A 25,986-nucleotide genomic window follows, 5' to 3' on the forward strand; every position below is an offset into this window, starting at 1 on the left:
TTTTTCGCTTACTACACTATATACCTATTGGAGGCAAACAATGAAAGAGATTCTTACCACCACAAAAGCACCGGGTGCTATCGGCCCTTACTCGCAGGGCATTAAAGCCGGTTCGCTGGTTATTACCTCGGGTCAGCTTCCCCTTGACCCCGAAACCGATACTTTCCCAAAGGGCATTGAAGCACAGACACGCCAATCGCTTGAAAATTGCAAGCAGGTGCTAAAGGCGGCAGGCGCTACGCTGGAAAACGTAATAAAAACTACTGTCTTTTTAAAAGACATGAACGATTTTGGTGCGATGAATCAAGTGTACGCAACCTTCTTCACCGCTGACTGCCCTGCCCGTAGCGCGGTAGAAGTGGCTCGTCTGCCCAAAGACGCTCTAGTCGAAATTGAATGCTTGGCAATGATTTGATCTGTTTTGACTGCCGACCGCTAACCGAGCCGGGCACATGAACCGGGCGGCAACCGGGGTATCAATATATTGCAAAAATATGGAGGTATTAACATGGCAAAGTTTATTCCAGAACCTTATCGAATCAAGATGGTCGAGCCGATTAAAATGACAACCCGCGAGCACCGCGAAGCTGCCATTAAAGAGGCGGACTACAACCTTTTCCGTTTAAAGGGCGAAGATGTATACGTCGATACGCTCACCGATTCTGGCACTAACGCCATGAGCGATGCACAGTGGTCTGCATTAATGATGGGCGATGAAGCATACGCTGGCGCCAAAAGCTACTTTAAGCTAGTTGAGGCTGCACAAGACATCTTTGGTTACGGTTATATTCAGCCGGTTCATCAGGGCCGCGCTGCCGAAAAGGTTTTGTTCCCCAGCTTTTTGGAAAAAGGGAAATATGCCATTGCAAACCTGTTTTTTGATACCACCCGCGCCCACGTAGAGCTTGCTGGGGCCCGCTGCCTCGAAGCCTGCAACCCGGAAGCTTCTGATTCTTCGCTGCGCGCTCCCTTCAAAGGCAATATGGACGTTGCCCGTATGGAAGAAATTATCCGCGAAAAAGGCCCTGAAAATATCGGCCTTGTGGTAATGACAATTACCAACAACTCGGCTGGCGGCCAGCCTGTATCTTTGCAGAATATGCGAGAGGTTGCAGCCCTTTGCCAAAAGTATCATATTCATCTGAATATTGATGCTGCCCGCTACGCAGAAAATGCAATGTTTGTAAAAATGCGCGAGCCCGAATGCAAAGATATGTCGATTAAAGAAATCATTCGTGCATTTTTCGACCTTGCTGATACATTTACGATGTCTGCAAAAAAAGATACCATCGTTAATATGGGCGGTTTGATTGGCGTAAAAGATGAAAATGCACCTTATATTTTGAAAATCAAAGCAAACTGCATCAGCTTTGAGGGCTTTTATACTTACGGCGGCCTTAACGGGCGCGATCTGGAAGCACTGGCCGTTGGTCTTTACGAGGGCCTTGACGAGAACTGGCTGCGTTATCGCATCGGCACCATGGAATACTTTGGCGAACGGCTCGATGAATACGGCATTCCCTACCAAAGCCCCGCTGGTGGCCATGGCATTTTTCTCGACGCAGCGAAATTCTATCCCCAACTTCCGTATTACGAGTTCCCGGGCCAAGTACTGGCAATCGAGCTTTATAAAGAATGCGGCCTACGTGCCTGCGATATTGGCTCGTACATGATCGGCAACGACCCCGATACAGGCAAACAATTAAAATCCATCAATGAGTTTACTCGTCTTGCAATTCCGCGCCGGGTTTACACTCAGAGCCACTACGATATGGTCATCGAGGCCATCAACGAAGTATGGAAACGGCGTGAGAGTATTCGGCGCGGCTACAAGATTACCTGGGAGCCCCCTATCCTTCGTCACTTCCAGGCCTCTCTTACCCCAATAGAAGAGTAAACAAAAAAGCATAAAAAGGCGCGGCTTCCTCAGTTTTTGAATTTGCAGCAGGCCTTTTCGGCAAAGGCCGGAAAGGCCTGTTGCATTTTTATTTAAAGTAAAAAAGCAATCCCAAACTTTGTGTGATTGAATGGAGGAAAGAAAATGGCAACTGATAAAACTACTGTTCCAGAAACCCGCGATAGCTTCAAATCCAGATGGGGATTTATTCTTGCTTGTATTGGCTCTGCAGTTGGTATGGGCAATATCTGGCTTTTCCCTGCTCGTGTCTCTCAATATGGCGGCGCAACTTTCCTTATTCCGTACCTTATTTTTGTTCTTTTAATCGGCTCCACCGGTGTAATCGGTGAAATGTCTTTTGGCCGGGCTACCGGTATGGGACCTATCGGCGCATTTGGCCAGGCCACTGAAATGCGCAATGGCAATAAAAAGCTGGGCGAAGCACTGGGCCTGCTTCCTGTCATCGGCTCGCTTGCACTGGCAATCGGCTACTCAGTAGTAGTTGGCTGGATTTTCAAATATATGGCAGGCTCTTTTACCGGCTCAGTACTTGCAAATGACGGCGTGGATCAATTTGGTGCACTATTTGGCGGCACTGCGAGTGCATGGGGCAACAACCTTTGGCAAGTTGTCGGTATGGTCGTCACTCTTATCATTATGATTTTTGGTATTGGAGATGGCATTGAAAAAGCCAACAAAATCATGATGCCTCTCTTTTTTGTTATGTTTATCGGACTTGGTATTTACGTGGCTACCTTACCGGGTGCTGCTGATGGCTATAAATACATTTTTGTACTTGACCCCAAAGGTCTTGCGGATCCCCTGGTATGGATTTATGCCCTCGGTCAGGCATTCTTCTCACTTTCTGTCGCTGGTAACGGCACCCTAATCTATGGCTCTTACTTAAGCAAAAAAGAGAACATCCCCAGCAGCGCAAAAATGGTCGCTATTTTCGATACACTGGCGGCTATGTTGGCAGCGCTTGTCATTATTCCTGCCATGGCTTCTGCGGGTCAGCAACTTTCCAGCGGCGGCCCCGGCTTAATGTTCATCTTCCTGCCGAATATCTTTAAAAACATGCCGGGCGGCAGCTTTATCATGATCATCTTTTTTATTGCCGTGCTGTTTGCCGGCCTCACGTCCCTCATCAACCTGTTCGAAGCGCCGACTGCAACGTTGCAGGAAATGTTCCATCTAAAACGTACCACCGCTGTTGCTATTATTGGTGTTATCGGACTCGTCGTTGGGTTGAGCATTCAGGGCATCGTTTCCAATTGGATGGACGTGTGTTCCATTTATATCTGCCCGCTGGGTGCGTTGCTCGCCGCTATTCTTTTCTTCTGGGTTTGCAAAAAAGACTTTGTACTTAGCCAAGCGAACCTTGGGCGCAATAAGCCTTTGGGCAACTGGTTTTATCCACTTGCAAAATATGTATTCTGTGGTGTTACTGTGGTTGTTTTACTCGCCGGCGCATTTTTAGGTGGCATTGGCTAATCTACTCCTTTCAAATTTTTCGCAAGGTTTCAGAAAGCTGTCTGCGGTAACACAGACAGCTTTCTTTTTGTAGCGGACCGCATATTTGTAATCGTTAGGCTACGCATAACAAAAAGCCATAGATCTGCTCGGTATTTTGGCAACTATGTTTTTGCGATTTTTCCTTTTGGCCATGGCTTTCAAATTAAGTATGAGGCTTCCCTCAATCGATTATCGGATTTAACCTTATTTTCTGCTGGCGAATAAAGAAATCAAGCGCCTTTACGTAAAATCTCGTAAAGGCGCCTAATTTGATTATAATTTTAACGATTAATATTTGCTGGAGAAGCCAAAGCTGCGAGGCACGCCATCGTCTTCTTCCCGCTCATAGGGTTCCGCTACCGCATTAACGCTAGGCATCCCCTGCTGCTTTTTCAGCGTAAATCTGCCGATTAAATCCTTGAACATCTGTGCCTGGCTGCTCAGCTCCTCACTAGCTGCCGCGCTTTCTTCTGCAGTGGCACTATTCGTCTGTACCACTGCAGAGATTTGCTCGACACCCTGATTAATCTGGGTAATCGAATCCGCCTGCTTATCCGCAGAATCTGCAATTTCTTCAATCGCCTGCACCGAGCGCTTCGAGTCGGCGACAACCTCTTCCAAAGATTTTGCAGCTTCAGAAACAATCGCTGTGCCGTTGCTGATAGCACGCAGCGCGTTATCAATAAGCAGCGCAGTGCTTTTGGCGCTTTCTGCGGATTTACCTGCAAGGTTGCGCACTTCGTCGGCTACAACGGCAAAGCCTTTGCCTGCTGCACCGGCACGTGCAGCCTCTACAGCTGCATTCAACGCCAAAATATTGGTTTGGAATGCAATATCATCAATGTTTTTGATAATTTTTCCGATTTCGGTAGAGGTCTTGCTGATTTCATTCATGGCATCGACCATCTTCTCCATCTGCTGCTGGCTATACTCGGTTGCAGTGTTGGCTTCGATAGAAATCGCACGTGCTTTACGGGCATTTTCAGCTGTTTCTTGAATCTGAACCGAAACTTCGCCAATGGTTGCAGAAAGTTCTTCAATGGAGCTTGCCTGCTCGGTGGTGCCTTGCGAAAGGGCCTGTGCACCAACAGCAACCTGTTCTGAACCACTCGACACTTGTTCGGCCGCCGTGTTGCACTCCGCCAAAGTATCGCTGAGCATATCAGAAGCCTGCACCAAGGCGTCTTTAATTCTGCGGAAATCACCATCATACGACTGAATAAAGGTTAGATTCAAATCTCCTCTGCCCATCTGTGTCAGCAGGTCAGAAACCTCCTCAATATACGCAATATAGGTTCGCAGCCTTTCTACAAGTACATTCATAGACTGGCCCAAACGTCCAACCTCGTCTTTAGAGCGTACGTCCAATGAGACATCCAAATCGCCTGCTGCAAGCTTGTCCGTTGCTTGGGTCAGTTTTTTCAGCGGGCTCGAAATGCTTTTAGCAAGCAAAGACATGATAATGAGAATTGCGAGCATTGCAACGCCATTTATCAGCAAGATGGTGCGTACAATATTGCTCGTTGCCTCTTTGTACTCTGCTTTTGGTACGATATTGACGACTTTCCAGCCGCTTTCCTGCTCTTGAGCAACCACAGCATAGGCATCCGTTTCGCCATCATTAAAGGCAGTGATGTCGCTGTTCACATTATCAATTGCGCTCAAAAGCGCATCACTTACACCAATTTCATTGTACTTTTTTAGCACGCTGTCCGCGTTTTTATGTGCTAAAACCGTATTTTCTTCCGAGACTAAGATACGGTAGCCGGTGTCGTAAGTAGATGCCGTATTGGTTACCATGTCGCAAATTGTGGTAACCTTAATGTCCACTGCTACAATGCCGACAATCTCGGTATGTGCCTCGTTATAAACCGGAGCCGACACGGTTGTTACTATATTGCCAGTGCTTACATCTACGTACGGTTCGCAGATGATAAAGCCTTTATCGGCCTGCGCTTGTTCCTTAAACCAATAGCCCTTTTGGTCCAAATTAAAACTGGCATCGCTAAGCCATTCTCCGTTATCAAACGCAAAGTCCGGCGTGCCGGAAACATTGTTTTTCACTACATAAGCAGTGAGAATGTTCTCGGCATCTTCTGCGCCTGTTGCCTGCAGTGTGCTGTATACAGCTGCATAATTAGGCGCCTGCTGGTATGTTTCTGCAGTCATTTCGCCCGAAAGTAGCTGTACTACATTTTTATCACGTGCCATCTGCTGCATCATGTTGATGTAGCGCGTAAAATAGTTGCTGATTTGGTAAACGGTTTTTTGGCTGTCGTCCTGCATAATAACATTTTCATCGTCAATAACCGTTTTCGACACGAAAGAAGTCGTTACCACTCCAATGGTAAGCACCGCCAACAAAACCGCTCCGCCTAAGTAAACCAATATTTTCCCTAATATACTTCTCACAAAACTCTCCCTTTCAGCTTTTGTTTAATCATCAGATCACCCAAAAGACCGATATACTAGATTCCTCTCTGTTTTACTATTCGACACTTTTCGACAATTCTTTAGAGAAACAAAGAGAATTTTTTGCCTAAAAAAGTTAAAAAGCAACATAATTAAAAAATACATGTTACTCGCTAAAATTATCAAAAATTTTAACTATTTTAAGTTTTTCTGGCGATTTTTGGTAGACTTTCAAAATGAATTTCTTTATAATTGAGAAAGCGCTCAAATTCAAAACAAGTAAGAGGACGTCAACTATGGGTTCTGCATCCCAGCAATCGTTAGAACACACTCGTATTATAAGTGTGGTTAATACCGCGTTAAAGCATATTGACCCAAGGCTGATTAACCATGGCGAGCGTGTGGCATATATTGCTACTATGCTTTGTTTATATGGTAAGTTAGAGGGCCGAATTGACTTAAAAAAATTATTATTCTTAAGCCTTTTTCACGATATTGGTGCTTTTAAAACCGAAGAAATAGAAAAGATGATGGAGTTCGAGAACGATAATGTTTGGAACCATGCTATTTACAGTTATTTGTTTTTAAAAAACATTACCTCTTTAGGTGAAAGTGCCCAGGCGGTTTTACATCACCATACTCCTTACTCTGCGTTGGATCACCATTCGCCTTGGACTCCTTACGCCGCACTTCTTTTTTTCGCAGATCGTGTAGACCTTAGTGTACAAAACAACACTTTGGAGCAATTATTTACCCTGCGTGCGGATACCCTTTCCCCAGAGCTTTGCACGATTTTTGAGCAAGCCAATCACAACAACGCTCTGGTTGCTCCTCTGCAAAATGGAACATATCAAGCAAAGCTTTATAGCGTCTTGCACCGTTTGGAATACTCTCAAGAGCAAGTGCTGGAATATTTAAAGCTACTCGTCTTTTCTATCGATTTTCGCAGCCCTTACACTGTAACCCATACCATCAACACAACTGCTATCAGTCAGCAGATCGGGCGGTTAATGGGATTCTCGCAGCTACATCTAGCCGAACTATCCTTTGGTGCCTTTTTACACGATATCGGAAAAATTGGTATCCCGTTTGAAATTCTCGAACATCCCGGGCGGCTTTCCGCAGCGCAGATGGAAGTGATGAAAACGCATGCCGTAATTACTGAAGAGATTTTGCAAGTAACCGTGCCCGCACGCATTTGCCGTATTGCTGCCCGGCACCATGAAAAATTAGATGGCAGTGGTTATCCGCATGGGCTAACAGAAAAAGAGCTCACTGTCTCCGAACGGATTGTCGCTATTGCTGACATTATTAGTGCCCTAACCTGCCAGCGCAGCTATAAGCAAAGCTTTTCTAAAGAGAAAACGCTTGAAATTTTGCTTTCAATGCGAGATGACGGAAAAATTTGCCCTGCTGTGTGTGAAGTGGTTTTGCAGCATTATGATGAAATTATGCGCATTACCGATGCCAGCCAAGACCCGGTAATTCAGATGTATAACAGCATCTCTGAAGAATATCAGAAACTTTGCGTTACCTTTTCTGCAGAATCCTCATACAGCGCTTGCTAAAATAAAAAAGCGTCTTACTTTAAGAAACCTTTATCATTGGCAAAAGATATTACCTTTGCCAGCCTTCAATACAATTAGAGTGTTTTTGTTTCTTTTTTATGCCGCCATAGAATATAACTAAAACGGAATGTATCTTGTTTTTCCAGTTCTTCCCCCTTCGTTATCAGAGATGTAATTCTATAGTTGAGGGAGTTGTCTGCTCTTTCAATCGTGAAACATGAAGGTTGTTATAAATAAAAAAGCATCTTCTCGATTTAGAGAAGATGCTTTTTCTTTTTATCTAGCCAAACAGGCTAATTTGGCTACTCTTTGGCAAATCACCAAAGACACCCGCTTTTTCAAGCGAATCAATGACAGCAGAAGAAACGCCGCTTTCGCTTTGAAACTCGTCGATTGAGATGAAATCCGTCGTCTTTTTGCAGGCTTCTTCCATCGCAATTGCCGCCGCTTCACCGATACCTTTCATCGCAAGGAACGGCAGTCTTATTTTTCCGTTTTCCACCGTGTAGCGCCGCGCTTCAGATTTGCCGAGCTCGATTGGCAAAAACTCGTAGCCACGCGCGAGCATCTCGCCTACCAGTTGCAAGCTGGCCAAGATGTCCTCGTCTTTGGCATTCTTATTTTCTTTCAACCGTGCAGTTACCTCTTTTAGCTTTTGCGCCGCTACAAGCTTGCCGCCAACCGCAGCTTCGTAGTCGATGTCCTCGCCGCGTACAGTAAAGTTTGTAGCATAAAACTCGAGCGGATGATACAGCTTAAACCACATCAGCCGAATCGCCGCAATCAAATAAGCAACTGCGTGCGCCTTTGGGAACATGTACTTGATTTTTTTACAGCTGTCGAGATACCATTCCGGCACATCATGCTCTCGCAGCATTTGCTCTACTCCTTCGGGAAAGCCCTTGGCCGCAACCTTACCTTTACGGGTTAGCTCCATGATGTTAAACGCCTGTTTTGGTTCTACCCCTTTGTGCAGTAGATAAGTCATAATGCTGTCACGGGTACCGATAACGTCAGAAATGGTGCAGGTGCCGTTTTTAATCAAGTCCTGCGCGTTGCCATTCCAAACGTCAGTGCCGTGCGAAAGGCCCGAAATCTGAATCAAATCAGAAAAGCTCTTTGGCTGTGCTTCAATTAACATGTTGCGGACGAATACGGTGCCAAGCTCCGGAATACCGAAAGTGCCGGTTTCGCTAGCAATGTCCTGGGGCTTTACACCCAACGCTTCCGGCGAAACCAGAAGGGAAATGACCTTTTCATCATTCATCGGCACATCGTCCATTTTAATGCCTGTCATATCCTCCAGGTGCTTATAAATTGTCGGGACGTCGTGCCCAAGCTCGTCCAGCTTAAGCAGCGTATCATGGAGGTATTTAAACTCGAAGTGGGTGGTATAAACGCCCTTTTCCTTATCATCAGCGGGGTGCTGAATTGGCGTAAAGTCATATACCTCGTGGTTGCTTGGAACAACAACCATGCCGCCCGGATGCTGGCCTGTGGTGCGCTTTACACCGGTGCAGCCAATGGTAAGACGGTTTTCTTCTGCTTTATTGAGCACCATGCCGCGCTCATCCAGATATTTTTTTACATAGCCGTAAGCGGTTTTGTCTTTCAGTGCCGAAACTGTGCCGGCTTTAAAGACGAACTCCTTACCAAACAGCTCCTCCGTATAACGATGCACCTGCGACTGATATTCGCCCGAAAAGTTAAGGTCGATATCAGGCTCTTTATCGCCGTCAAAGCCAAGAAACGTTTCAAACGGAATGTCATGGCCGTCCATCATAAGCTGCTCGCCGCAAACGGGGCATTTTTTATTCGGCAAGTCAAAGCCGTCGGCAACCGAGCCATCATCAAAAAATTCGCTGTACCGGCATTTGGGGCACAGATAATGCGGAGGCAACGGGTTAACCTCTGAAATGCCAGAGAAATTTGCCACAGCAGAAGAACCAACGCTGCCACGGCTGCCTACTTGATAGCCGTGCTCGTTAGAATAAGCCACCAGCTTAACCGCAATCACGTACAGCACCGCAAAGCCGTGTTTGATAATAGAATCGAGCTCTCGGGTCAGGCGCTTTTCCAAAATCTCAGGCAAAGGATCGCCATAGCGAGCGCGGGCGTTGTTCATTGTTGATTCACGCAGCATCTCATCGGCGCCTTCGATAGTAGGCGTATAGGTACCTTTAGGGATAGCTCGCAGATTGCCATCGACCATTTCAGCAATTTTGGCCGGATTAGTGATGACAAGCTCTTTCGCTTTATCCTTGCCGAAATACGCAAATTCTTTGAGCATATCATCGGTGGTGCGGAAATAGAGGGGGGCTTGTTGGTCCGCATCTTTAAAGCCTTTACCTGCCATTAAAACAGCGCGAAACGCTGCGTCTTCCGGCTCAAGAAAATGCACATCACCCGTAGCTACACACAGTTTTCCAAGATCTTCTGCCAATTTTACAATCGTACGATTAAAGTTTTTGATGTCTTCATCGCTGGAAACCATACCGTCGCGTACCATATATTCGTTGTTGCCGATGGGCTGCACTTCTAAATAATCGTAAAAACTTGCTATTTTGCGCAACTCATCATAGGTGCGACCTTCGGTTACAGCTCTGTAAAGTTCACCTGCTTCACATGCACTACCCACCAGAATCCCCTCACGGTGCTGCACCAAAACGCTGCGCGGAATACGCGGCACCTTGTGGAAGTGATCGATGTGAGCAAAAGAAACCAGCTTGTAGAGATTTTTAAGGCCAACTTGATCTTTGACCAGTAAAATCATATGAAAATTCTTTTTAGACACAGCGCGCGTACTGCCAATTCCCGTATTTACTGCCCCAAGGCTAGTAATTTCACGGAATTCCAACGTGTCAATCATTTTCACAAAAATTTGCGCCAGTACCCGGGCATCGTCAGCCGCGCGGTGATGCTGGAACGGCGGCAGTTCTAAGTGATTTGCGACAGTATCCAGCTTATAGTTTTTGAGTCCTGCATAAAGTGACTGCGCCAGTGGCAGCGTATCCAGATAGGTATTCTCGAATGGCAGATTATTTTCCTGGGCAATTCTGCGAATAAACCGAATATCAAACCCGTGCGCGTTATGCGCCAGCAAAGGACGATTCCCTGCAAAATCCAAAAAGGCTTTTACTGCATCACACTGAGAGGGAGCGTTTTTTACCATGGCATCTGTAATGCCGGTAAGTTCAACGATTTTAGGAGGAATTGAGCGCTCGGGATTTGCAAAGGTGTCAAATTCTTCAATGATTTCGCCGTTGCGAATCAGTACCGCGCCTATCTCAGTAATATTATCATTTTTAGCACTAAGGCCCGTGGTTTCGATGTCAAAAGCTATAAATTCGCCGCGCAGTGGGGTATCAGCTTCGCCGTGTACCACATCCACCATGTCATCTACAAAATAAGCCTCACAGCCGTAAATCAGCTTGAAGTCGGGGTTCGATTTGCGGATGTCATCGGTGGCAAGCATCGCTTCGGGGAATCCCTGCACCACACCATGGTCGGTGATGGCCACTGCGGGATGTCCAAACTTCGCTGCCAGGCGCACTGCTTTCGCAGGGTCGCACAAACCGTCCATCGAGCTAAGCGTGGTATGCAAATGCAGTTCGATGCGCTTTTCTGCTGCGTTATCTTCTCTGCGTTTACGTTCAACCTTCAGCACATCATAAGGCCGAATGACATAATCTCCCTCATATTTATCATAGTCGCAAGAGCCCTTAATAATAAGCGTGTCACCGGTAGAAAGGTTGTCCCAACGCTCGGTATTTTCATTCATGTCTGCGACAATTTTCAAATTGATGGAGCCTGTCTTGTCGGTAACCGAGATAGTGTATATTTTGCGAAAATTACCTTTAAGTTCCGTAAAGAATACATCGCCCCAGATGGTTACCCTACCGCTGTCCGCGCCAAGGTCTTTGATACGGGTAATTTTGCCGACTTTAAAGTCCTTGCCGCTCACCAGACGCGCAGGCGTATCGGTCAGCTCAATGCCGGGCACCTCTAACTTACCTTTGATTGCTTTGCCTTCACCTCGTTTGGCGGGGGCTGCTACAGCCATAGTCGGAGAGGGCTTTTTCGCCAGTACAGCTGCTTCCAGCTTGTCTGGGTCTGGGCGTTCGTTACAAATCAGCTGCACCGTAACTGCCGAGCCTAATTCCCGGGCAATCTCCTGCGCGAGCTTTTGCTCAAAGTTAATGGCCCGCAAAATAGAATCGCCGTGTTTTACTTCAACGGTAACGGCGCAGTTATCAACCTTGATTTCGCATCCATCTAAAAAGCCGTTAATCGGCAGCCCCTGGCGCTTTAACTCCTCCGCAAAACGCAGCACGGCCTGCTCATCCAAGTGCTGACACCTCTGCTCGGAGCTAACACAAACCCCAAAACCGGGAAAAGCTGCCCGTGCAGAAGAAGCGAGTGCATTGCATTCTTCCGGCGCAATACACTCGCTTGATTTAATATTGAGATGAACGGTGTTGGTAGCACGGTCTACAACCGCCGCTGTGAGCTCTGCATCCTGCAGCTTCACATCCAGCTCGCCAGAAAGATCCGGCCATAGTTTTTCGATCAGTGCCCTCATGCTATCCCCCTACAGTTTTTCAATTTCTTCCATCAGTTGTCCAACAATATCGCCGTACAGCGTGCGCACCTGCTGGCCTTTTACAAAAAGCACCGCGCAATCCTTGCCGCCGGCAATGCCAATATCGGCTTCTTTCGCTTCGCCCGGGCCGTTTACAATGCAGCCCATCACGGCAACTTTAATAGATTTGGTGCAGCCCTCTAACCGCTTTTCAACTTCTGCTGCAATTTCAGCCAGGTTGATATTGGTTCTGCCACAGGTAGGGCAAGAAACAATCTCCGGTCCGGGCACGTCAAAGCCCGCAGCGCGCAAAATATCAAATCCGGCCTGCACTTCTTTCTCCGGTGCGTCGGTCAATGAAACACGCAGCGTGTCACCAATACCATCTAACAACAGGCTGCCAATGCCCATTGCAGATTTAATCAAGCCCATGCGATAAGTACCAGCTTCTGTAACGCCAACGTGGAGCGGATAATTGCACTGTGTAGCCAGCAGACGATATGCTGCAACCACTGTGGGCACATTACTGGACTTGATGCTGATAACGATATCGTCAAAATCGTGCTTTTCCAGCAAAGCCACGTGCCGCATTGCGCTCTCACACAACGCTTCTGGTGTAGGCGTGCCGTATTTTGCAAGCAGTTCTTTTTCCAAACTGCCTGCATTTACCCCTATTCTAATGGGAAGGCTTTTAGCTTTACACGCCTTCACCACAGCTGCTACCCTATCATCATCACCGATATTGCCGGGATTAATGCGAATTTTATCTGCGCCAGCATCAATTGCTGCCAGCGCTGCACGGTAATCAAAATGGATATCGGCAACTACGGGCATCGTAACCTGCTCTTTAATCGCGGCAACTACTTTCGCATCCTCAGCAGTCGGTACCGTCACCCGTACAATTTGGCAACCGGCCTGTTGCAAACGCACGGCCTGTGCAACGTTGCCCTCCATGTCATGGATTGGTACATTTAGCATGCTCTGTACCGCTACCGGCTGATTACCGCCTATGGCAAGGTTTCCTATTTTGATTTCTTTTCTCATTTTGCACTCCTCTTTCGGCCTCGCTGTGACAGCAGTAACCTGTGGTCTATCGATGCTCTGAGCTACTTCAAAAGCTTTGCAATATCATTGAAGGTGGCAAAAGCCATAAGCCCCATCAGCAGCACAAAGCCTGCACTGTTGATGAAGATTTCATATTTTTCGGGGATTGGCTTGCGGCGGATTGCTTCCACCAGAAGCAGGAACAGTTTACCGCCATCCAGTGCCGGTACCGGCAGCAGGTTGAACACGCCAAGGTTAATCGTGATAAGAGCCATAACCATAGCCAGCGAATCCCAGCCATAGCTGACAGCATCACTGATGACACTAACAACGCCTACCGGCCCTGCCAGCGTATTAACGGCAACCCGGCCCGTGATGAGATCCATCACCGACAAGAATACCATGCGTGCCAGAGAGCAGGTCCAAAGCCCTGCCTCTTTCACAACCGTAATCGGCGTTTTTTCGATGGGCAGAACTCTAAAGTCGATTACGATGGTTTTTAAGTTTTCGTCTTCGGTCGGCTGGGTATCAAATTTTACGTTATCCAATGTAATGCGCTGGCCACTGCGAATAACCTCAAGGTCTGCAATGCCATTTTGGGTACGCAGAAATTCATAAATAAGGTCATTCGCAATAAAGCAGCGTCGGCCATTGACACCGACAATTTCGTCGCCTACCTGCAGGCCACTTGCCTGGGTAGAAGCATTCGGCAAAAACTCTGCCACGGTACGGCTGGTGATGGCGTGCTCATTAGAAACAAGAACCGTCAAAATCACAAAGCCTAAAATCAGGTTCATCACACCGCCAGCAATAATGACGAGAATACGATTTTTAAGCGGAGCTCGCGTATAAGACCGTTCGTCATTCGACTCCTCGTCCTCGCCTTCCATGCTGACAAATCCGCCGATTGGGAAAAGACGAAGCGCATATTTCGTTTCGCCTTTTCCGAAATGGAACAGTGTCGGCCCCATGCCAATGGCAAACTCGTTTACCTTTATGCCTGACATTTTTGCCGTGACAAAATGCCCCAGCTCATGTACAAACACCACAAGCCCAAACACAAAAAGTGCAGCAAGAATCTTCACTATCAAATCCAACATAGAGTCTCCCGTCACAGGGGCCGCAACGCCTCTGCTATTTTATTTAAGCGTTTGCAAGGCGGCGCACCATGGCTCGGGCCGCCGCGTCGCAAGCATACAGCTCTTCTAATGTATATGCACCATTTCCCGCGCTAAACTCTTCTGCGGCACGCGCAACAAATTCTCCAATCTCCAAAAAGCGAATTTTATCCTGCAAAAACAGTTCTACTGCCTGTTCGTTGGCGCCGTTGACCGCGGTAGGGCAAAGGCCGCCTTTGGTAATGGCACGTTTTGCTGCTGCCAAACACAGAAAAGTATCTTCGTCTGCAACGTCAAAAGTCAGTGTACCCAATGTGGTAAAATCTAATTCGGGTGCGGGGCCGGGTACGCGCTCGGGCCATGTAAGTGCATATTGAATTGGAATACGCATATCCGGCACACCAAGCTGCGCAATAACAGAATTATCGCTGTATTGTACCATCGAGTGAATTACACTCTGCCGCTGTACTACCACCTGAACCTTGTCTGCTGGCAGACCAAACAGCCAAACGGCTTCAATCAGTTCCAAGCCTTTGTTCATCAGCGTTGCGCTGTCGATAGTGATTTTACCGCCCATATTCCAGGTTGGGTGGCGCAGTGCATCTACTGCTGTAATCTGCTGCAGCTCTTCTTTTTTCTTGCCAAAGAAAGGCCCCCCGGAGGCAGTAAGCAGAATTTTGGTAAGGCTTTTTGCGCTTGCCGCATCTTGCAGACACTGAAAAATTGCAGAATGTTCACTGTCCACAGGCAGCAAATGCACACCTTTTTTCTTTACCGCATCTATTACCAGCTGGCCGCCGGTAACCAGGCTTTCTTTATTCGCAAGCGCAAGGTCTTTGCCGCTTTCAATCGCAGCAAGCGTCGGTGCAAGGCCGGCGATGCCGACAACCGCATTCAGCACAATGTCTGCACCGGGCATTGCAGCAAGCTCCACCAGGCCTTCTTTGCCGGTAAGCAGCACCGGTGGGTTTGGCATTGTAGAAAGCTGTGCTTTCAGCTGCTCTGCTGCATGAGGATCCACCACGGCCACAGCTTTGGGGGTAAATTCTATAATCTGCCGCAGCAGCAGTGTTACATTGCTATGCGCCGCAAGGCCAAATACCTGGTACCCCTGGGCCCGGATTACATCAAGACTTTGGGTACCGATAGAGCCGGTAGACCCAAGCAGTGTAATAACTTTAGACATGGTAAACTCCTTTATGCATTTCAGCGTGCAATAATCTGCACCGAGCGAGATACGATGGCAACAAAAGGCATGACAAACAATACGCTGTCAAACCGGTCCAGAATGCCGCCGTGCCCTGGGAAAATAGTGCCGTAATCTTTAATTCCGCATTGCCGTTTGATAGCGGAAGTAAACAAATCGCCCATGATACCCATAACGCTGGCCACTGCGCCCATCAGACAAACTACCAGATAGCTGCTGCCATCAATGGCTGAATAAGCCGACGTCTCCAGATGCGGGAGCAGCAGCGAATAAAGGTAGGTAAACAATGCACCGAGCAGCATGCTGCCAAAAATACCGCCAATTGCACCTTCAATGGTTTTATTGGGGCTTACACTCGGGGCCAGTTTGTGCTTGCCAAAAGAGCAGCCGGTAAAATAAGCCGCCGAATCTCCGCCCCACGCAAACCCAAAGCCCAGCAAAATTAAATACAGGGCATCGTAGTGGTACTGCGAAACAGGATAAATGAGCTTAAACGAAAGAATCGAGTAAAAGCCGAACAGCACAACGCCGCAAAACAGCACAACGCCACTAATTTGTGTAAAAGACAAATCTTTAATCTCAAAAATAACGCAAACCGCAATATACACAATGAAGAGGAAAACCAAAAGCGGTATCGCCTGCCGAATAAACTCTTGATCTGACAGCAGTACGATAAGTGCCATTGGCACCACCGCGAGATAAATCCAAAGAGGATTTTTGATTTTAAATGCGCCGACAATCTCATAGAAAGCAAGCACACAAACGGTTGCTATGATGATATTAAAAACAAACGTATCGTAAAAATACAGCGCAAGGAATAGAATGGGGATTCCTATCAGCGATGTGATAATCCTAGTTTTCATAAATTTTTATATCCTTTCCCGGCTTATTGTGCAAGCCCGCACCGCTCGCCTCTAGATTCCACCAAAGCGGCGGGTGCGATGGTTGTACTCGTCAATGGCAAGGTCAAGGTCATGCCTTGTAAAATCAGGCCAGAGCACATCCATATAAACAAACTCTGCATAAGCGCTTTGCCAAAGCAAAAAGTTAGAAAGACGTTTTTCTCCCGAGGGACGCAAAATGAAGTCCGGATCTTTTTGCCCACCGGTATAAAGCCGGTCAGAAATCATTTGCTCGGTAATGTTCTCAGGGGCGAGCTTGCCCTGCTGCACCTCTTGGGCCAAGGCGCGCACCGCATGCGTAATTTCGTCTCTGCCACCATAGTTAATAGCGATGTTCAGCGTCATGCCGGTATTGTTTTTTGTGCCTTCTTCTATTTCTTCCATCATCTGCACAAGGTCACGCGAAAGTGGTGTGCGGTCACCCAAAAAGCAGACGCGGTTGTTTTCTTTTTTATAATCAAACGCTTTAATGAGATACTCTTTGAAGAGCCGCATAATGCTCTCCACCTCATTTTCGGGGCGTTTCCAGTTCTCGGTAGAAAACGCATAAAAACTCGCGCTTTCTACGCCAATTTGATTACAGTAGCGCACAATGTCCTGAAAAACCTGTGCACCTTTTTTATGACCTGCAGTGCGCGGCAAGCCGCGTTTCTTTGCCCAGCGTCCATTACCGTCCATAATAAAGCCGATGTGGAGACCCTCGGCGCGGGTGTCAAGCTGCTGCATAAATAAACTCCTTTGCTCGTCGCCTAAAAAGGCTGTATCCTAAAAGCGCAGACCGCACGCGAAGGCGTGCGGTCTGCATCTTAGAGGCAGTTTAGCATTATGGAATTGAGAATCCAATACCCTTTTGCAAGCTGTAATGCTTAGATTTCCATAATCTCTTTGATTTTTTCTTCACAGACCTTGTCGACTTCTTTGACGAATTTATCAGTGACCTTTTGCATTTCATCTTCGAGGTTTTTCTGGTCGTCTTCGGTAATTTCGTTTGCTTTTTTCTGAGCCTTAAACTTATCCATTGCATCGCGGCGTACATTGCGCACAGCCACTTTGGCTTCTTCGCCCATCTTCTGCACATCTTTGGTCAGCGCTTTGCGACGCTCCTCGGTCGGTGCGGGGAAAACCAGACGAATCATGCGGCCGTCATCAATCGGGTTAATACCGACATCGCTGCACTGGATTGCTTTTTCAATCGCATGCAGCAAAGATGCATCCCAAGGCTGAATGGTGAGGACGCGCGCCTCAGCCACGGCCACAGCTGCCACCTGCTGGATGGGGGTAGGGCTGCCATAATAGTCAACCGTCACTTTATCGAGAACTGCGGGGTTAGCACGACCTGCGCGAACAGCCTTCAGCTCTTTGACGAGGTGGTCGACTGCGCCGCTCATTTTATCACTGTACTTTTTAGTTGCTTCACTCATTTTAATTTTCCTCCTTCACAAGGGTGCCGATATCTTCACCGGAAATGGCTCGAACGATGTTATCAGGGTCGGAAATATCAAATACCAGCAAAGGCAATTTATTGTCTCTGCACATGGTTGCGGCGGTAGAATCCATTACCTGCAGCTGGTCTGCCAGCACCTGAGAGAATGTCAGGGTTTTATAGCGTACTGCATCGCTGTATTTGTGGGGGTCTTTGTCGTAAACGCCGTCTACCATCGTGGCTTTAAAAACGATTTCGGCATTGATTTCTGCTGCGCGAAGGGCAGAGGCGGTATCCGTAGAGAAGAACGGATTGCCCGTACCGCAGGCAAGAATCACAACGCGGCCTTTTTCGAGGTGACGAGTTGCGCGGTTGCGGATATAAGGCTCTGCAACCTGCTGCATCGTAAGTGCAGTCTGAACGCGCACTTCAAGGTCCAAATGCTCAAGCGCATCTGCAACAGCCAAGGCGTTCATTACAGTTGCCATCATGCCAATCTGGTCCGCACGGGTGCGCTCCATCTCTCCACTGCTGCGGCCACGCCAAAAGTTGCCGCCGCCTACGACGATGGCGATTTCTGCGCCCATGTCTACAGCTTTTTTGATGCTGCTGCAAATGCGCACGACAACGTCGTAATCTATTCCCATTTTCTGGTCGCCGGCAAGCGCCTCACCAGAAAGTTTGAGCAATATACGCTTATATTTTAGTTCCAAATTTCCAACACCGCCTAATTCTTCATTATCAGTATTATTTTACAATAACCCACTCTTAATGTAAAGAGATAACAAAATAAAAGGACACTGAATTGTGTCCTTTTACGTTATCTTCACACATTCGCGCGATATTTTAGTGCCTTAAAAAGTGTGGTGAGCAAATCAAGTACTAAAGCGAACAAGAAAACCGCAAGAAAGATTTTCCCAAAGCTTTCAAACACCCAAGAGATTTCGCTAAGTTCCGGTGCAACTGCCTGCACAGCGGGGAAAAAGTTTGCACTGTAAAGCTGCGGATTGCCAAACACGACCACAGCCAGCCCCATCGAGATTAAATCGCTGATGCTTGTTACAATTGCAAGGCGCATGGTATAGCGGCCTTCCATAAAAGCCACAAATTCACGAAATATGCCCAGCGCAAACATTAGAAGCAGCATCGGCAACATCTGGCGCATTATCTCGAGATTGAAAAACGGAACGAGCACATAGCGACCATCTGTTTTAAAAAAGCCACCAATCAGTTGCGGAAAGAGTACAAAAAGAAGCATTGCGAGCACACCGAAAACGATGCCAAAAATCGATTCCCAGCGAGGGATGCGCTCCCCGTTTTGCGGAAGCGGTGGCAAGTTTGCCGGTGACCAGGGTGTATGAAGGATACCATCTCGCAAGGCACCACCACGCCACTGCGCAAGTGCAAAAATGAAAGTAACAATCGCTGCGCCTGTTACAATGGCAGACACTAAGCTGCTAAGCCATGAAAACAAAAAGTCGAATATGCCGCTAAAGCTGCCCAAGGTCATTAAAATCACCATTGCCACAGTAATACCAAATGCCACTGCCATCATTACGATGCTAATGACTGTTTTGTATTTTGGGAAAAGGTCTGGCCCAATCAGATATTGTTCCTGCCCATTTGCTTTTGCAGAAAACGCTGAAGGGTTGCCAAGTTCTGTAAGCACCATTTCAATGTCTTTTGCCACAGCCACCCGGCCACCCGTTCGTTCTTCCATCATGTCGCCGATTAGACTTTCCAGCTCTCGCGCTGCGTCTTTGCGTTGCTTTGCCGGCATCCACCGCGTGGCTGCGTAAACATAGCGCGTGGTCATGCTGTCGATATAATTTTTGTCGTTGTTCATGATTTCTCCTCCAGTAAAGCCGATATGCTTGTCGCTATGTTCTGCCAGTGTTCTTTCAATTCTTGGTAAACCTGTCTGCCCTGCTCTGTAAGCTGATAATATTTGCGCGGCTTTGCGCCGCTGGTTTCCCACTCTGCTGCGCAAATGCCCTGCCGCTCTAAGCGGCGCAGCAATGGATAAAGCGTGCTGATGTCTATTGCTATCCCCTTTTCGCTTAGTTCTTGTACTAAGCTGTATCCGTATTGCGGGGTGGTGAGTCTGGAAAGCACGCATAGCACCAAAGTGCCGCGACGCAGCTCCAAATCCAGCCCGGCAACCAATTCTTCTAATTCTGCCACGTTCTTCACCTCACAATTATTATACTGTACGTCATACAGTATTGTCAATATGATATTATAATAATATATTATTTATTTGATTTTATAAACCAAATAAGTTTTCACACATCCTCTACTATTAGAAAAAAGCACCCGCCACAACCAACGCTGAGCAAAACCGTTTAATCGTAGAAGCTCTAGCTCAATACACAGCCTAGTAAACCTTTGTTTTAACGCAAAAATTTTTTGCTTACCTGCAAATATCGTAAAGGCCTAATATTTTAGAAAAAATATAAAAAAACAGGGGCAATGCAGTAAACGCATTGCCCCTGTTTATTATAAACTAAGCTGGATGAAACTTATTTCACCATGCTTGCAATTTCGGAAGCGAAATCGCAAGCTTCTTTTTTCTCGATGCCTTCGCCTTTTTCAAAGCGCTCGAATTTGACTACAGCGAGTTTGCCGCCAAGCTCTTTAGCAGTGGATTCCACATACTGGCCAACGGTAACTTTGTCGTCTTTAACGAACGGCTGGTCAAGCAGGCAGTTCTCTTTATAGAACTTGCCAATTTTGCCTTCGACCATTTTAACTTTAACCTGCTCGGGTTTGCTTGCCATTTTAGCGTCGCCTTCGATCTGAGCGAGGAGAATCTTCTTCTCTTCCTCAATAACCTCAGCGGGAACGTCGCTCTCGCGAACATAGGTGGGGTTAACAGCAGCAATCTGCATTGCTACGTCTTTACCGCAAACCTCAAAGCCCTCTTTGTCTGCAACGTCGGTGTCGAAGCAAACCAGAACAGCATGGGTGCCGCCGCCGTGAATATAAGAAACGCAGTCGCCTTCGTAGCGAACAAAACGGCGAACCTGGATGTTCTCGCCGATGACGAGAACTTTATCCTGACGAGCAGCCTCAACGGTCATGCCGTCAGCCATTTTGCACTCAAGCAGTGCAGCAACGTCTGCGGGGTTCTGCTCGAGAACAACTTTAGCCAGATCTTTAACGAAGTTCTGGAACAGCTCGTTCTTTGCAACGAAGTCGGTCTCAGCGTTAACTTCAACAACAACGCCAAGTCTGTTTGCGCGGTCAGCAACAGCGTAAACCATACCTTCAGCAGCAACGCGGCCTGCTTTTTTGTTTGCCTGTGCAAGGCCCTTCTCACGAAGAATCTCGATTGCTTTTTCGAAGTTGCCATCAGCATCGGTGAGTGCTTTTTTGCAGTCCATCATGCCGCAGCCAGTCTGCTCACGCAGATTTTTTACGTCCTGTGCAGTAAATGCCATAGTAGTTTACCTCCTGTATTTTCCTTTTGATCGTGGTTCGATTAAGCCTCTGCAGCTTCCTCAGCGGGAGCAGCTGCTTCCTGCTGGCCCTGGCGGCCCTCGAGGACAGCGTTAGCCATAGCGCCGGAGATCAGCTTAACAGCGCGGATTGCGTCGTCGTTGCCGGGGATGACGTAGTCAATCTCATCCGGGTTGCAGTTGGTGTCGACGATTGCCACGATGGGGATGTGGAGCTTCAGCGCCTCAGAAACAGCGATGCGCTCTTTATGGGGGTCAACGATGAACATTGCTTTCGGCAGTTTGTTCATGTCTTTGATGCCGCCGAGGAATTTCTCAAGTTTCTCAATCTCGAGCTCGTGTTTGACGACTTCTTTCTTCGGGAGAAGATCGAAGGTGCCGTCCTCACGCATTTTCTTGAGCTGCTCCATGCGGTCGATACGTTTACGGATGGTGCGGAAGTTGGTCAGGGTGCCGCCGAGCCAGCGAGCATTGATGTAGTACATGCCGCAACGGGTAGCTTCCTCACGGATGGAATCCTGAGCCTGTTTTTTGGTGCCGACGAACAGAACGGTGCCGCCCTGTGCAGCGGTGTCACGCACAAAGTTGTAAGCCTCATCGAGAAGTTTAACGGTTTTCTGCAAATCAATGATGTAGATGCCGTTACGCTCGGTGAAGATATATTTCTTCATTTTGGGGTTCCAGCGACGGGTCTGATGACCAAAGTGTACGCCCGCCTCAAGAAGCTGTTTCATAGATACGACTGCCATAGTAAAATCCTCCTAAAAATAATGTTTTTCCTCCGCATTTCAAGGCTAAAAACCCACCGGAAGCGGATGATTCCGGCACACGGTTTTAAAGAAATGCGTGCGTATTGCTGTGATAGTATATCACAAACGACCATTCGGTACAAGCTTTATTTCAAAATTTTATTGGATTTCTTGACTTTTTCGGCCGTTGGGGTAGGTCGGTGCGCACTAAAATGACATCCTCCCCTACCCGCACGATATCCCGCCATGGAATATGCGTGTCATCTTCGCGCCCCAGCAAGCCAAACCAGCGCAGGCGACCATACACTACAAGCTCCTGCACGGTGGCGGTTTCCTCATCAATTACCAGGTCGTCTACACGCCCCAGGTTTGCGCCCGTTGTCACGTTAATCACGTCTCGTTCGCACAATTCATACATTGTAACCATGCCACCACGCCTTTCTGTCTTCGCTGTGCGGTTTATCCTACCTATATATGTATGCAAACAGGCAGCTGTTCGACCATTTATCTGCCGTCTGTGGAAAAATCATCCATCGACAATTTTGCTTTACGTTGAATTTTATCGAAAAAAGCAGTAAAATAAGAAAGTAAGTAATAATGCGGTACGATGTGGGGCTCTGCCCATCTGCCGGAAGGAATGAGAATCTTTATGCTAAAAAACGTTGTTTTTGACCTTGGCGGGGTTGTTGTGGATTATGACCCGCGCGCTTATCTTTCTGAGCGCTTTTTAAATCAGCCCCTCGAGGACTTTCTATATGAACATATTTTTGCCAGCGACACCTGGCGCGCTTTAGATGCCGGCACAATCACCATGTCAAAAGGCGTTCAGTTAATGCTGGATGCCTGCGGCCCTCGCCGCTATGAGGCCCAGATGGTGCTGGACGACTGGCGCGATATGCTGGTTACCAAAAATGATACTGTGCGCTTAATGGAGCAGCTGCGCACACTGGGCTACCCGCTTTACTATCTTTCGGACATCGCGGAAGATGTGCTGGAAATGTTCCAACAGAAAAAACGCTTTATGCAATATTTCACGGGCGGTATTGCTTCCTGCGAAGTAAAAATCACCAAGCCTGATCCGCGCATCTTCGCCAAACTGGTAGAGGTTTGTAAGCTAGATCCTGCGGAAACAATTTTCATCGACGACCGGCAGGAGAACGTAGACGCTGCGGCCGCACTTGGCTTTACTGCCATTCTGTTTACCAGCGCATTAGAGCTGCGCCGTACCCTGCTGAGCCTCGACCTGCCCTTACCTGCACCGCGTCGTCCCAAAAGCGACCCTGTTTCCAAATCCCAAAAAGCAGGCAGTTTCTTTAAGTTGGGCAAAACCTCTGCCGCAAACAAACCCCAGCGCTGATTTTATAGAAAAGCAAAGCACCCTTTTCTGCAGCTTGTGCAGAGAGGGTGCTTTTTTCTTCTTACATTTCACTTTTAATGCGTTCAAGCGCATTTTTTTCGAGCCGAGAAACCTGGGCCTGCGAAATTCCAATCTCTTTGGCTACTTCCACCTGGGTGCGCCCTTGCATGAAGCGCAGTGCCATAATGCGTTTTTCACGCTCAGAAAGCTGCCCTACTGTGTCGCGGAAGGTCATGCTACTAATCCAGCTTTCTTCCCCTCCGTTATCTCCGATTTGATCCATTACATACACGGGATCTCCGCCATCGCTATAAACCGGTTCATACAGCGAAATGGGATCTACTACCGACTCCAACGCCAAGGTAACTGCCTCTTGAGGTTGGCCCGTTTCTTGTGCGATTTCTCGAATGGTCGGCTCTCGGCCCAGCTGTTTTTGCAGCTGTTCCTTTGCTTGCATCGCTTTACATGCAAGATCTCGGACCGAACGGCTGACCCGCACCGGATTGTTATCTCTCAAAAAGCGGCGTATCTCGCCGACAATCATCGGCACGCCGTAGGTAGAAAAACGAACCCCCAGCGTGGTGTCAAATCCATCAACTGCTTTAATCAATCCAATGCAGCCCACTTGGAACAGGTCATCCATATTTTCTTTGCGGCCTGCAAATTTTTGCACGACGCTTAGCACCAAACGAAGGTTGCCGGCGATCATCTGTTTTCTCGCCTCTTCGTCCCCCGCTTGCGCTCGTTTAATCAAGACCTGTTTTTCACTTTCTTTCAATACCGGCAGCTTGGAAGTATCCACGCCGCATATTTCAACTTTGCTATAATACATGCGCCCACCTCATCCGTCTTGATACGGATAGTATGGGGAAGCGCATATTTTTTAGACGGATTTTGGGGACTGGTAAATCTTTCTCGGTAAATGGGTCAGATTATGCTGTAAAGCCAAACCACATTACATAGCGTGTTCCAAGTCTGTACGCAGCCTGCGAATGATACGTTTTTCTAAACGTGATATGTAACTTTGCGAAATACCAATCATATCAGCAACTTCTTTTTGGGTGTGTTCTTTTCCATCACAAAGGCCAAAACGCATCTGCATAATCAGCCTTTCGCGGTCAGACAGCCGGTCTACCGCGCGATACAATAAACTACGCTCATCGTCCTGCTCCACACCGACAGAAACGGTATCACCTTCCGTACCCAATACGTCGCCAAGCAGCAGCTCGTTGCCATCGCCATCCACATTCAGCGGCTCATCGATGCTGGCCTCATTCCGGCGGTTGCTGCTTTTGCGCAAATACATCAAAATCTCGTTCTCAATACAGCGCGAGGCGTAGGTAGCGAGCTTGATGTTTTTTTCCGGCACAAAGGTATTCACCGCTTTCACCAGCCCAATTGTACCGATAGAAATGATGTCTTCGATATTGATCCCGGTGTTCTCAAACTTTTTTGCGATATAAACAACCAGGCGCAGATTGTGCGTGATAAGCACTTCGCGGCACTCTGATTTGCCCTCTGCAAGGCCCGCAAAGACCAGGGCTTCCTCTTCAGCGGAAAGCGGGGCGGGCAGCGTTTCGGGGCCGTTAATATAGTAGATATAGTCCGGCAGGCAAATCAGTTCCAGCGTCTGCTTCCATAAAGCGCAGCACTTCCCTTTTAAACTCAAAAACAGCTTCCACATGATGTCTTCCCCTTTTCTTTATACCAAGGCCCCAGCCACAGCAGGACCTGCCAATGCCTCGTAAGTGCCCTCAGCAAGTGGTTTATCGGTAAACAATACGGTGACAGCGCCTAGGCGTTGTTCCTTTTTGCCCTTGTAAAGCAAAACGTCTTGACACACATTAGCAGGGAGCAAACCTCTGCCCTGTGCCGTGGTGCAAGGTACCAAATGCAAGCCCTCCCCCAAGGTCCCGCTTTTAAAGTACGCTTCCAGCGTCGTTGCTAACTTTTCCGGCAGCTGTTTTTTCATTGCCGGCAGACTGATGAGCACACATGGATAACCTGTCAGCGCATCTTTCACCGAAAATCCGGTATCGTAAAGCGCGTGGGCGCGTATCAATATATCACCCAGCCGGAAGCCAAAATCCAGTGCGGTCTCTGTGTGCGGCGGTCGAAAAAGCAATGAGAATACCTCCAGCACCAAATAAACAGATAGCACCGAAAAAAGCAGCATCCACGGAGAAACGTTAAAGTAAACCGCAAAATTATTTTGATGAATACCACTTGCCGAAAATGTGTACATTGCGAAAAAGACAACGCCAGCAAGCAAAAAATTCAGCAAAAAAAACCAGCAGGTGGCTTTTGCCAAAGTGCGCCAGCCCGTATACCGAAACGCCGCCCGCACACAGCACACACAAATAAGCAGCTTTATCAGTACGCTGATGGCCGGGTGCATCGGTGGCGCAAGCAACATCAAAGATGAGAGCGCCGCAAGCGCACTACCCAACAAAAGGCGAATATTGCCCCCACTTGCCCCCGAAAGGTGCTTTGCTGCAAGCAGCAAATAGTAATCAATGATGAAATTAATGCCGAGCAGTACGTCGACATAGATAACCGTTTTCATCGGCATACCTCCCTTGCAATACCAGTCTAGCGGGCTTGCCTCAAAAAGCATGACGAATTCCGTCACCGCAAATGAAAAGTGCGTAATTTTTCTGTATCTTAACAAGTTTTTTAAAAAGCAAAAGAGAGCTAAGACCTACAAAATGCAGGTATTTAGCTCTCTTTTTTCGGTCCGCCCCAACAGGA

Annotated in this window: 22 protein-coding genes; 5 read left to right on the top strand and 17 right to left on the bottom strand. The window is 47.7% G+C overall.

The window, feature by feature from the left end; translation table 11 throughout:
- Positions 1-40: 40 nt before the first annotated feature.
- From C1A11_RS01065 to C1A11_RS01075, 3 genes are all read left to right on the top strand, one after another.
- On the top strand, positions 41-415 hold the full coding sequence (locus C1A11_RS01065; RefSeq protein WP_102048581.1) for a RidA family protein: 375 nt from the start codon (positions 41-43) through the stop codon (positions 413-415).
- Positions 416-508: 93 nt separating this feature from the next.
- Complete coding sequence (locus C1A11_RS01070) at positions 509-1,897, top strand: tryptophanase (RefSeq protein WP_102048582.1); 1,389 nt, start codon at positions 509-511, stop codon at positions 1,895-1,897.
- A gap of 144 nt (positions 1,898-2,041) precedes the next feature.
- Positions 2,042-3,391 carry a sodium-dependent transporter gene (locus tag C1A11_RS01075; protein WP_102048583.1) on the top strand — a complete coding sequence of 450 codons (1,350 nt, stop codon included), beginning with the start codon at positions 2,042-2,044 and terminating at the stop codon, positions 3,389-3,391.
- Positions 3,392-3,700: 309 nt separating this feature from the next.
- Here the strand turns inward: C1A11_RS01075 and C1A11_RS01080 are convergent, their stop codons facing one another.
- Positions 3,701-5,824, bottom strand: a complete 2,124-nt coding sequence (locus C1A11_RS01080; RefSeq protein WP_145995692.1) for a methyl-accepting chemotaxis protein — start codon at positions 5,822-5,824, stop codon at positions 3,701-3,703.
- A 236-nt stretch (positions 5,825-6,060) separates the two neighbouring features.
- On the opposite strand from C1A11_RS01080, the gene C1A11_RS01085 reads away from it, so the two are divergent.
- Positions 6,061-7,392 carry an HD-GYP domain-containing protein gene (locus tag C1A11_RS01085; RefSeq protein WP_102048585.1) on the top strand — a complete coding sequence of 444 codons (1,332 nt, stop codon included), beginning with the start codon at positions 6,061-6,063 and terminating at the stop codon, positions 7,390-7,392.
- A gap of 280 nt (positions 7,393-7,672) precedes the next feature.
- Here C1A11_RS01085 and C1A11_RS01090 read toward each other — a convergent pair whose 3' ends face one another.
- The 13 genes from C1A11_RS01090 to C1A11_RS01150 all read right to left on the bottom strand — a co-directional run bounded on the left by C1A11_RS01090 (position 7,673) and on the right by C1A11_RS01150 (position 22,305).
- Positions 7,673-11,974 carry a PolC-type DNA polymerase III gene (locus C1A11_RS01090; RefSeq protein WP_102048586.1) on the bottom strand — a complete coding sequence of 1,434 codons (4,302 nt, stop codon included), beginning with the start codon at positions 11,972-11,974 and terminating at the stop codon, positions 7,673-7,675.
- Positions 11,975-11,983: 9 nt separating this feature from the next.
- Entirely contained in the window at positions 11,984-13,072 is a 1,089-nt protein-coding gene (gene ispG / locus C1A11_RS01095; RefSeq protein WP_278335969.1) for a flavodoxin-dependent (E)-4-hydroxy-3-methylbut-2-enyl-diphosphate synthase, read from the bottom strand.
- An 8-nt stretch (positions 13,073-13,080) separates the two neighbouring features.
- Positions 13,081-14,118, bottom strand: coding sequence for a M50 family metallopeptidase (locus tag C1A11_RS01100; protein WP_102048588.1), 1,038 nt, complete (start codon positions 14,116-14,118; stop codon positions 13,081-13,083).
- Between the two features lie 43 nt (positions 14,119-14,161).
- Positions 14,162-15,322: a 1-deoxy-D-xylulose-5-phosphate reductoisomerase gene (dxr, locus tag C1A11_RS01105; RefSeq protein ID WP_102048589.1), complete on the bottom strand. Its 1,161-nt coding sequence runs from the start codon at positions 15,320-15,322 to the stop codon at positions 14,162-14,164.
- 20 nt (positions 15,323-15,342) lie between these two features.
- A complete protein-coding gene (locus C1A11_RS01110; RefSeq protein WP_102048590.1) occupies positions 15,343-16,206 on the bottom strand; it encodes a phosphatidate cytidylyltransferase in 864 nt (287 codons plus the stop codon).
- 51 nt (positions 16,207-16,257) lie between these two features.
- The gene (locus tag C1A11_RS01115) at positions 16,258-16,971 is read right to left on the bottom strand and encodes an isoprenyl transferase (protein WP_102048591.1); all 714 of its coding nucleotides are present in this window, start codon (positions 16,969-16,971) and stop codon (positions 16,258-16,260) included.
- Positions 16,972-17,111: 140 nt separating this feature from the next.
- Positions 17,112-17,666, bottom strand: a complete 555-nt coding sequence (gene frr, locus C1A11_RS01120; protein ID WP_102048592.1) for a ribosome recycling factor — start codon at positions 17,664-17,666, stop codon at positions 17,112-17,114.
- A gap of 1 nt (position 17,667) precedes the next feature.
- Positions 17,668-18,381, bottom strand: coding sequence for a UMP kinase (gene pyrH, locus C1A11_RS01125; protein WP_102048593.1), 714 nt, complete (start codon positions 18,379-18,381; stop codon positions 17,668-17,670).
- 113 nt (positions 18,382-18,494) lie between these two features.
- The gene (locus C1A11_RS01130; RefSeq protein WP_102048594.1) at positions 18,495-19,514 is read right to left on the bottom strand and encodes a hypothetical protein; all 1,020 of its coding nucleotides are present in this window, start codon (positions 19,512-19,514) and stop codon (positions 18,495-18,497) included.
- A complete protein-coding gene (locus tag C1A11_RS01135; RefSeq protein WP_102048595.1) occupies positions 19,511-19,852 on the bottom strand; it encodes a PadR family transcriptional regulator in 342 nt (113 codons plus the stop codon). Before C1A11_RS01135 ends, C1A11_RS01130 begins: the two co-directional genes overlap by 4 nt.
- 338 nt (positions 19,853-20,190) lie before the next feature.
- A complete protein-coding gene (gene tsf / locus C1A11_RS01140) occupies positions 20,191-21,111 on the bottom strand; it encodes a translation elongation factor Ts (RefSeq protein ID WP_102048596.1) in 921 nt (306 codons plus the stop codon).
- A gap of 41 nt (positions 21,112-21,152) precedes the next feature.
- On the bottom strand, positions 21,153-21,878 hold the full coding sequence (gene rpsB, locus C1A11_RS01145; RefSeq protein ID WP_102048597.1) for a 30S ribosomal protein S2: 726 nt from the start codon (positions 21,876-21,878) through the stop codon (positions 21,153-21,155).
- A 151-nt stretch (positions 21,879-22,029) separates the two neighbouring features.
- Positions 22,030-22,305 carry a YlmC/YmxH family sporulation protein gene (locus C1A11_RS01150; protein ID WP_102048598.1) on the bottom strand — a complete coding sequence of 92 codons (276 nt, stop codon included), beginning with the start codon at positions 22,303-22,305 and terminating at the stop codon, positions 22,030-22,032.
- Positions 22,306-22,527: 222 nt separating this feature from the next.
- Between C1A11_RS01150 and C1A11_RS01155 the strand changes: the two genes are divergently transcribed.
- Complete coding sequence (locus tag C1A11_RS01155; RefSeq protein WP_180950198.1) at positions 22,528-23,235, top strand: HAD family hydrolase; 708 nt, start codon at positions 22,528-22,530, stop codon at positions 23,233-23,235.
- A 61-nt stretch (positions 23,236-23,296) separates the two neighbouring features.
- On the opposite strand, the gene sigG is transcribed toward C1A11_RS01155, so the two are convergent.
- The 3 genes from sigG to C1A11_RS01170 all read right to left on the bottom strand — a co-directional run bounded on the left by sigG (position 23,297) and on the right by C1A11_RS01170 (position 25,801).
- The gene (sigG, locus tag C1A11_RS01160; protein WP_102048600.1) at positions 23,297-24,067 is read right to left on the bottom strand and encodes an RNA polymerase sporulation sigma factor SigG; all 771 of its coding nucleotides are present in this window, start codon (positions 24,065-24,067) and stop codon (positions 23,297-23,299) included.
- Positions 24,068-24,190: 123 nt separating this feature from the next.
- The gene (gene sigE, locus C1A11_RS01165; RefSeq protein WP_102048601.1) at positions 24,191-24,919 is read right to left on the bottom strand and encodes an RNA polymerase sporulation sigma factor SigE; all 729 of its coding nucleotides are present in this window, start codon (positions 24,917-24,919) and stop codon (positions 24,191-24,193) included.
- 18 nt (positions 24,920-24,937) lie between these two features.
- The gene (locus tag C1A11_RS01170; protein WP_180950199.1) at positions 24,938-25,801 is read right to left on the bottom strand and encodes a sigma-E processing peptidase SpoIIGA; all 864 of its coding nucleotides are present in this window, start codon (positions 25,799-25,801) and stop codon (positions 24,938-24,940) included.
- Positions 25,802-25,986: the final 185 nt, after the last annotated feature.

Source organism: Pygmaiobacter massiliensis (assembly GCF_900199435.1).
Taxonomy (GTDB): Bacteria; Bacillota; Clostridia; order Oscillospirales; family Ruminococcaceae; genus Pygmaiobacter; species Pygmaiobacter massiliensis.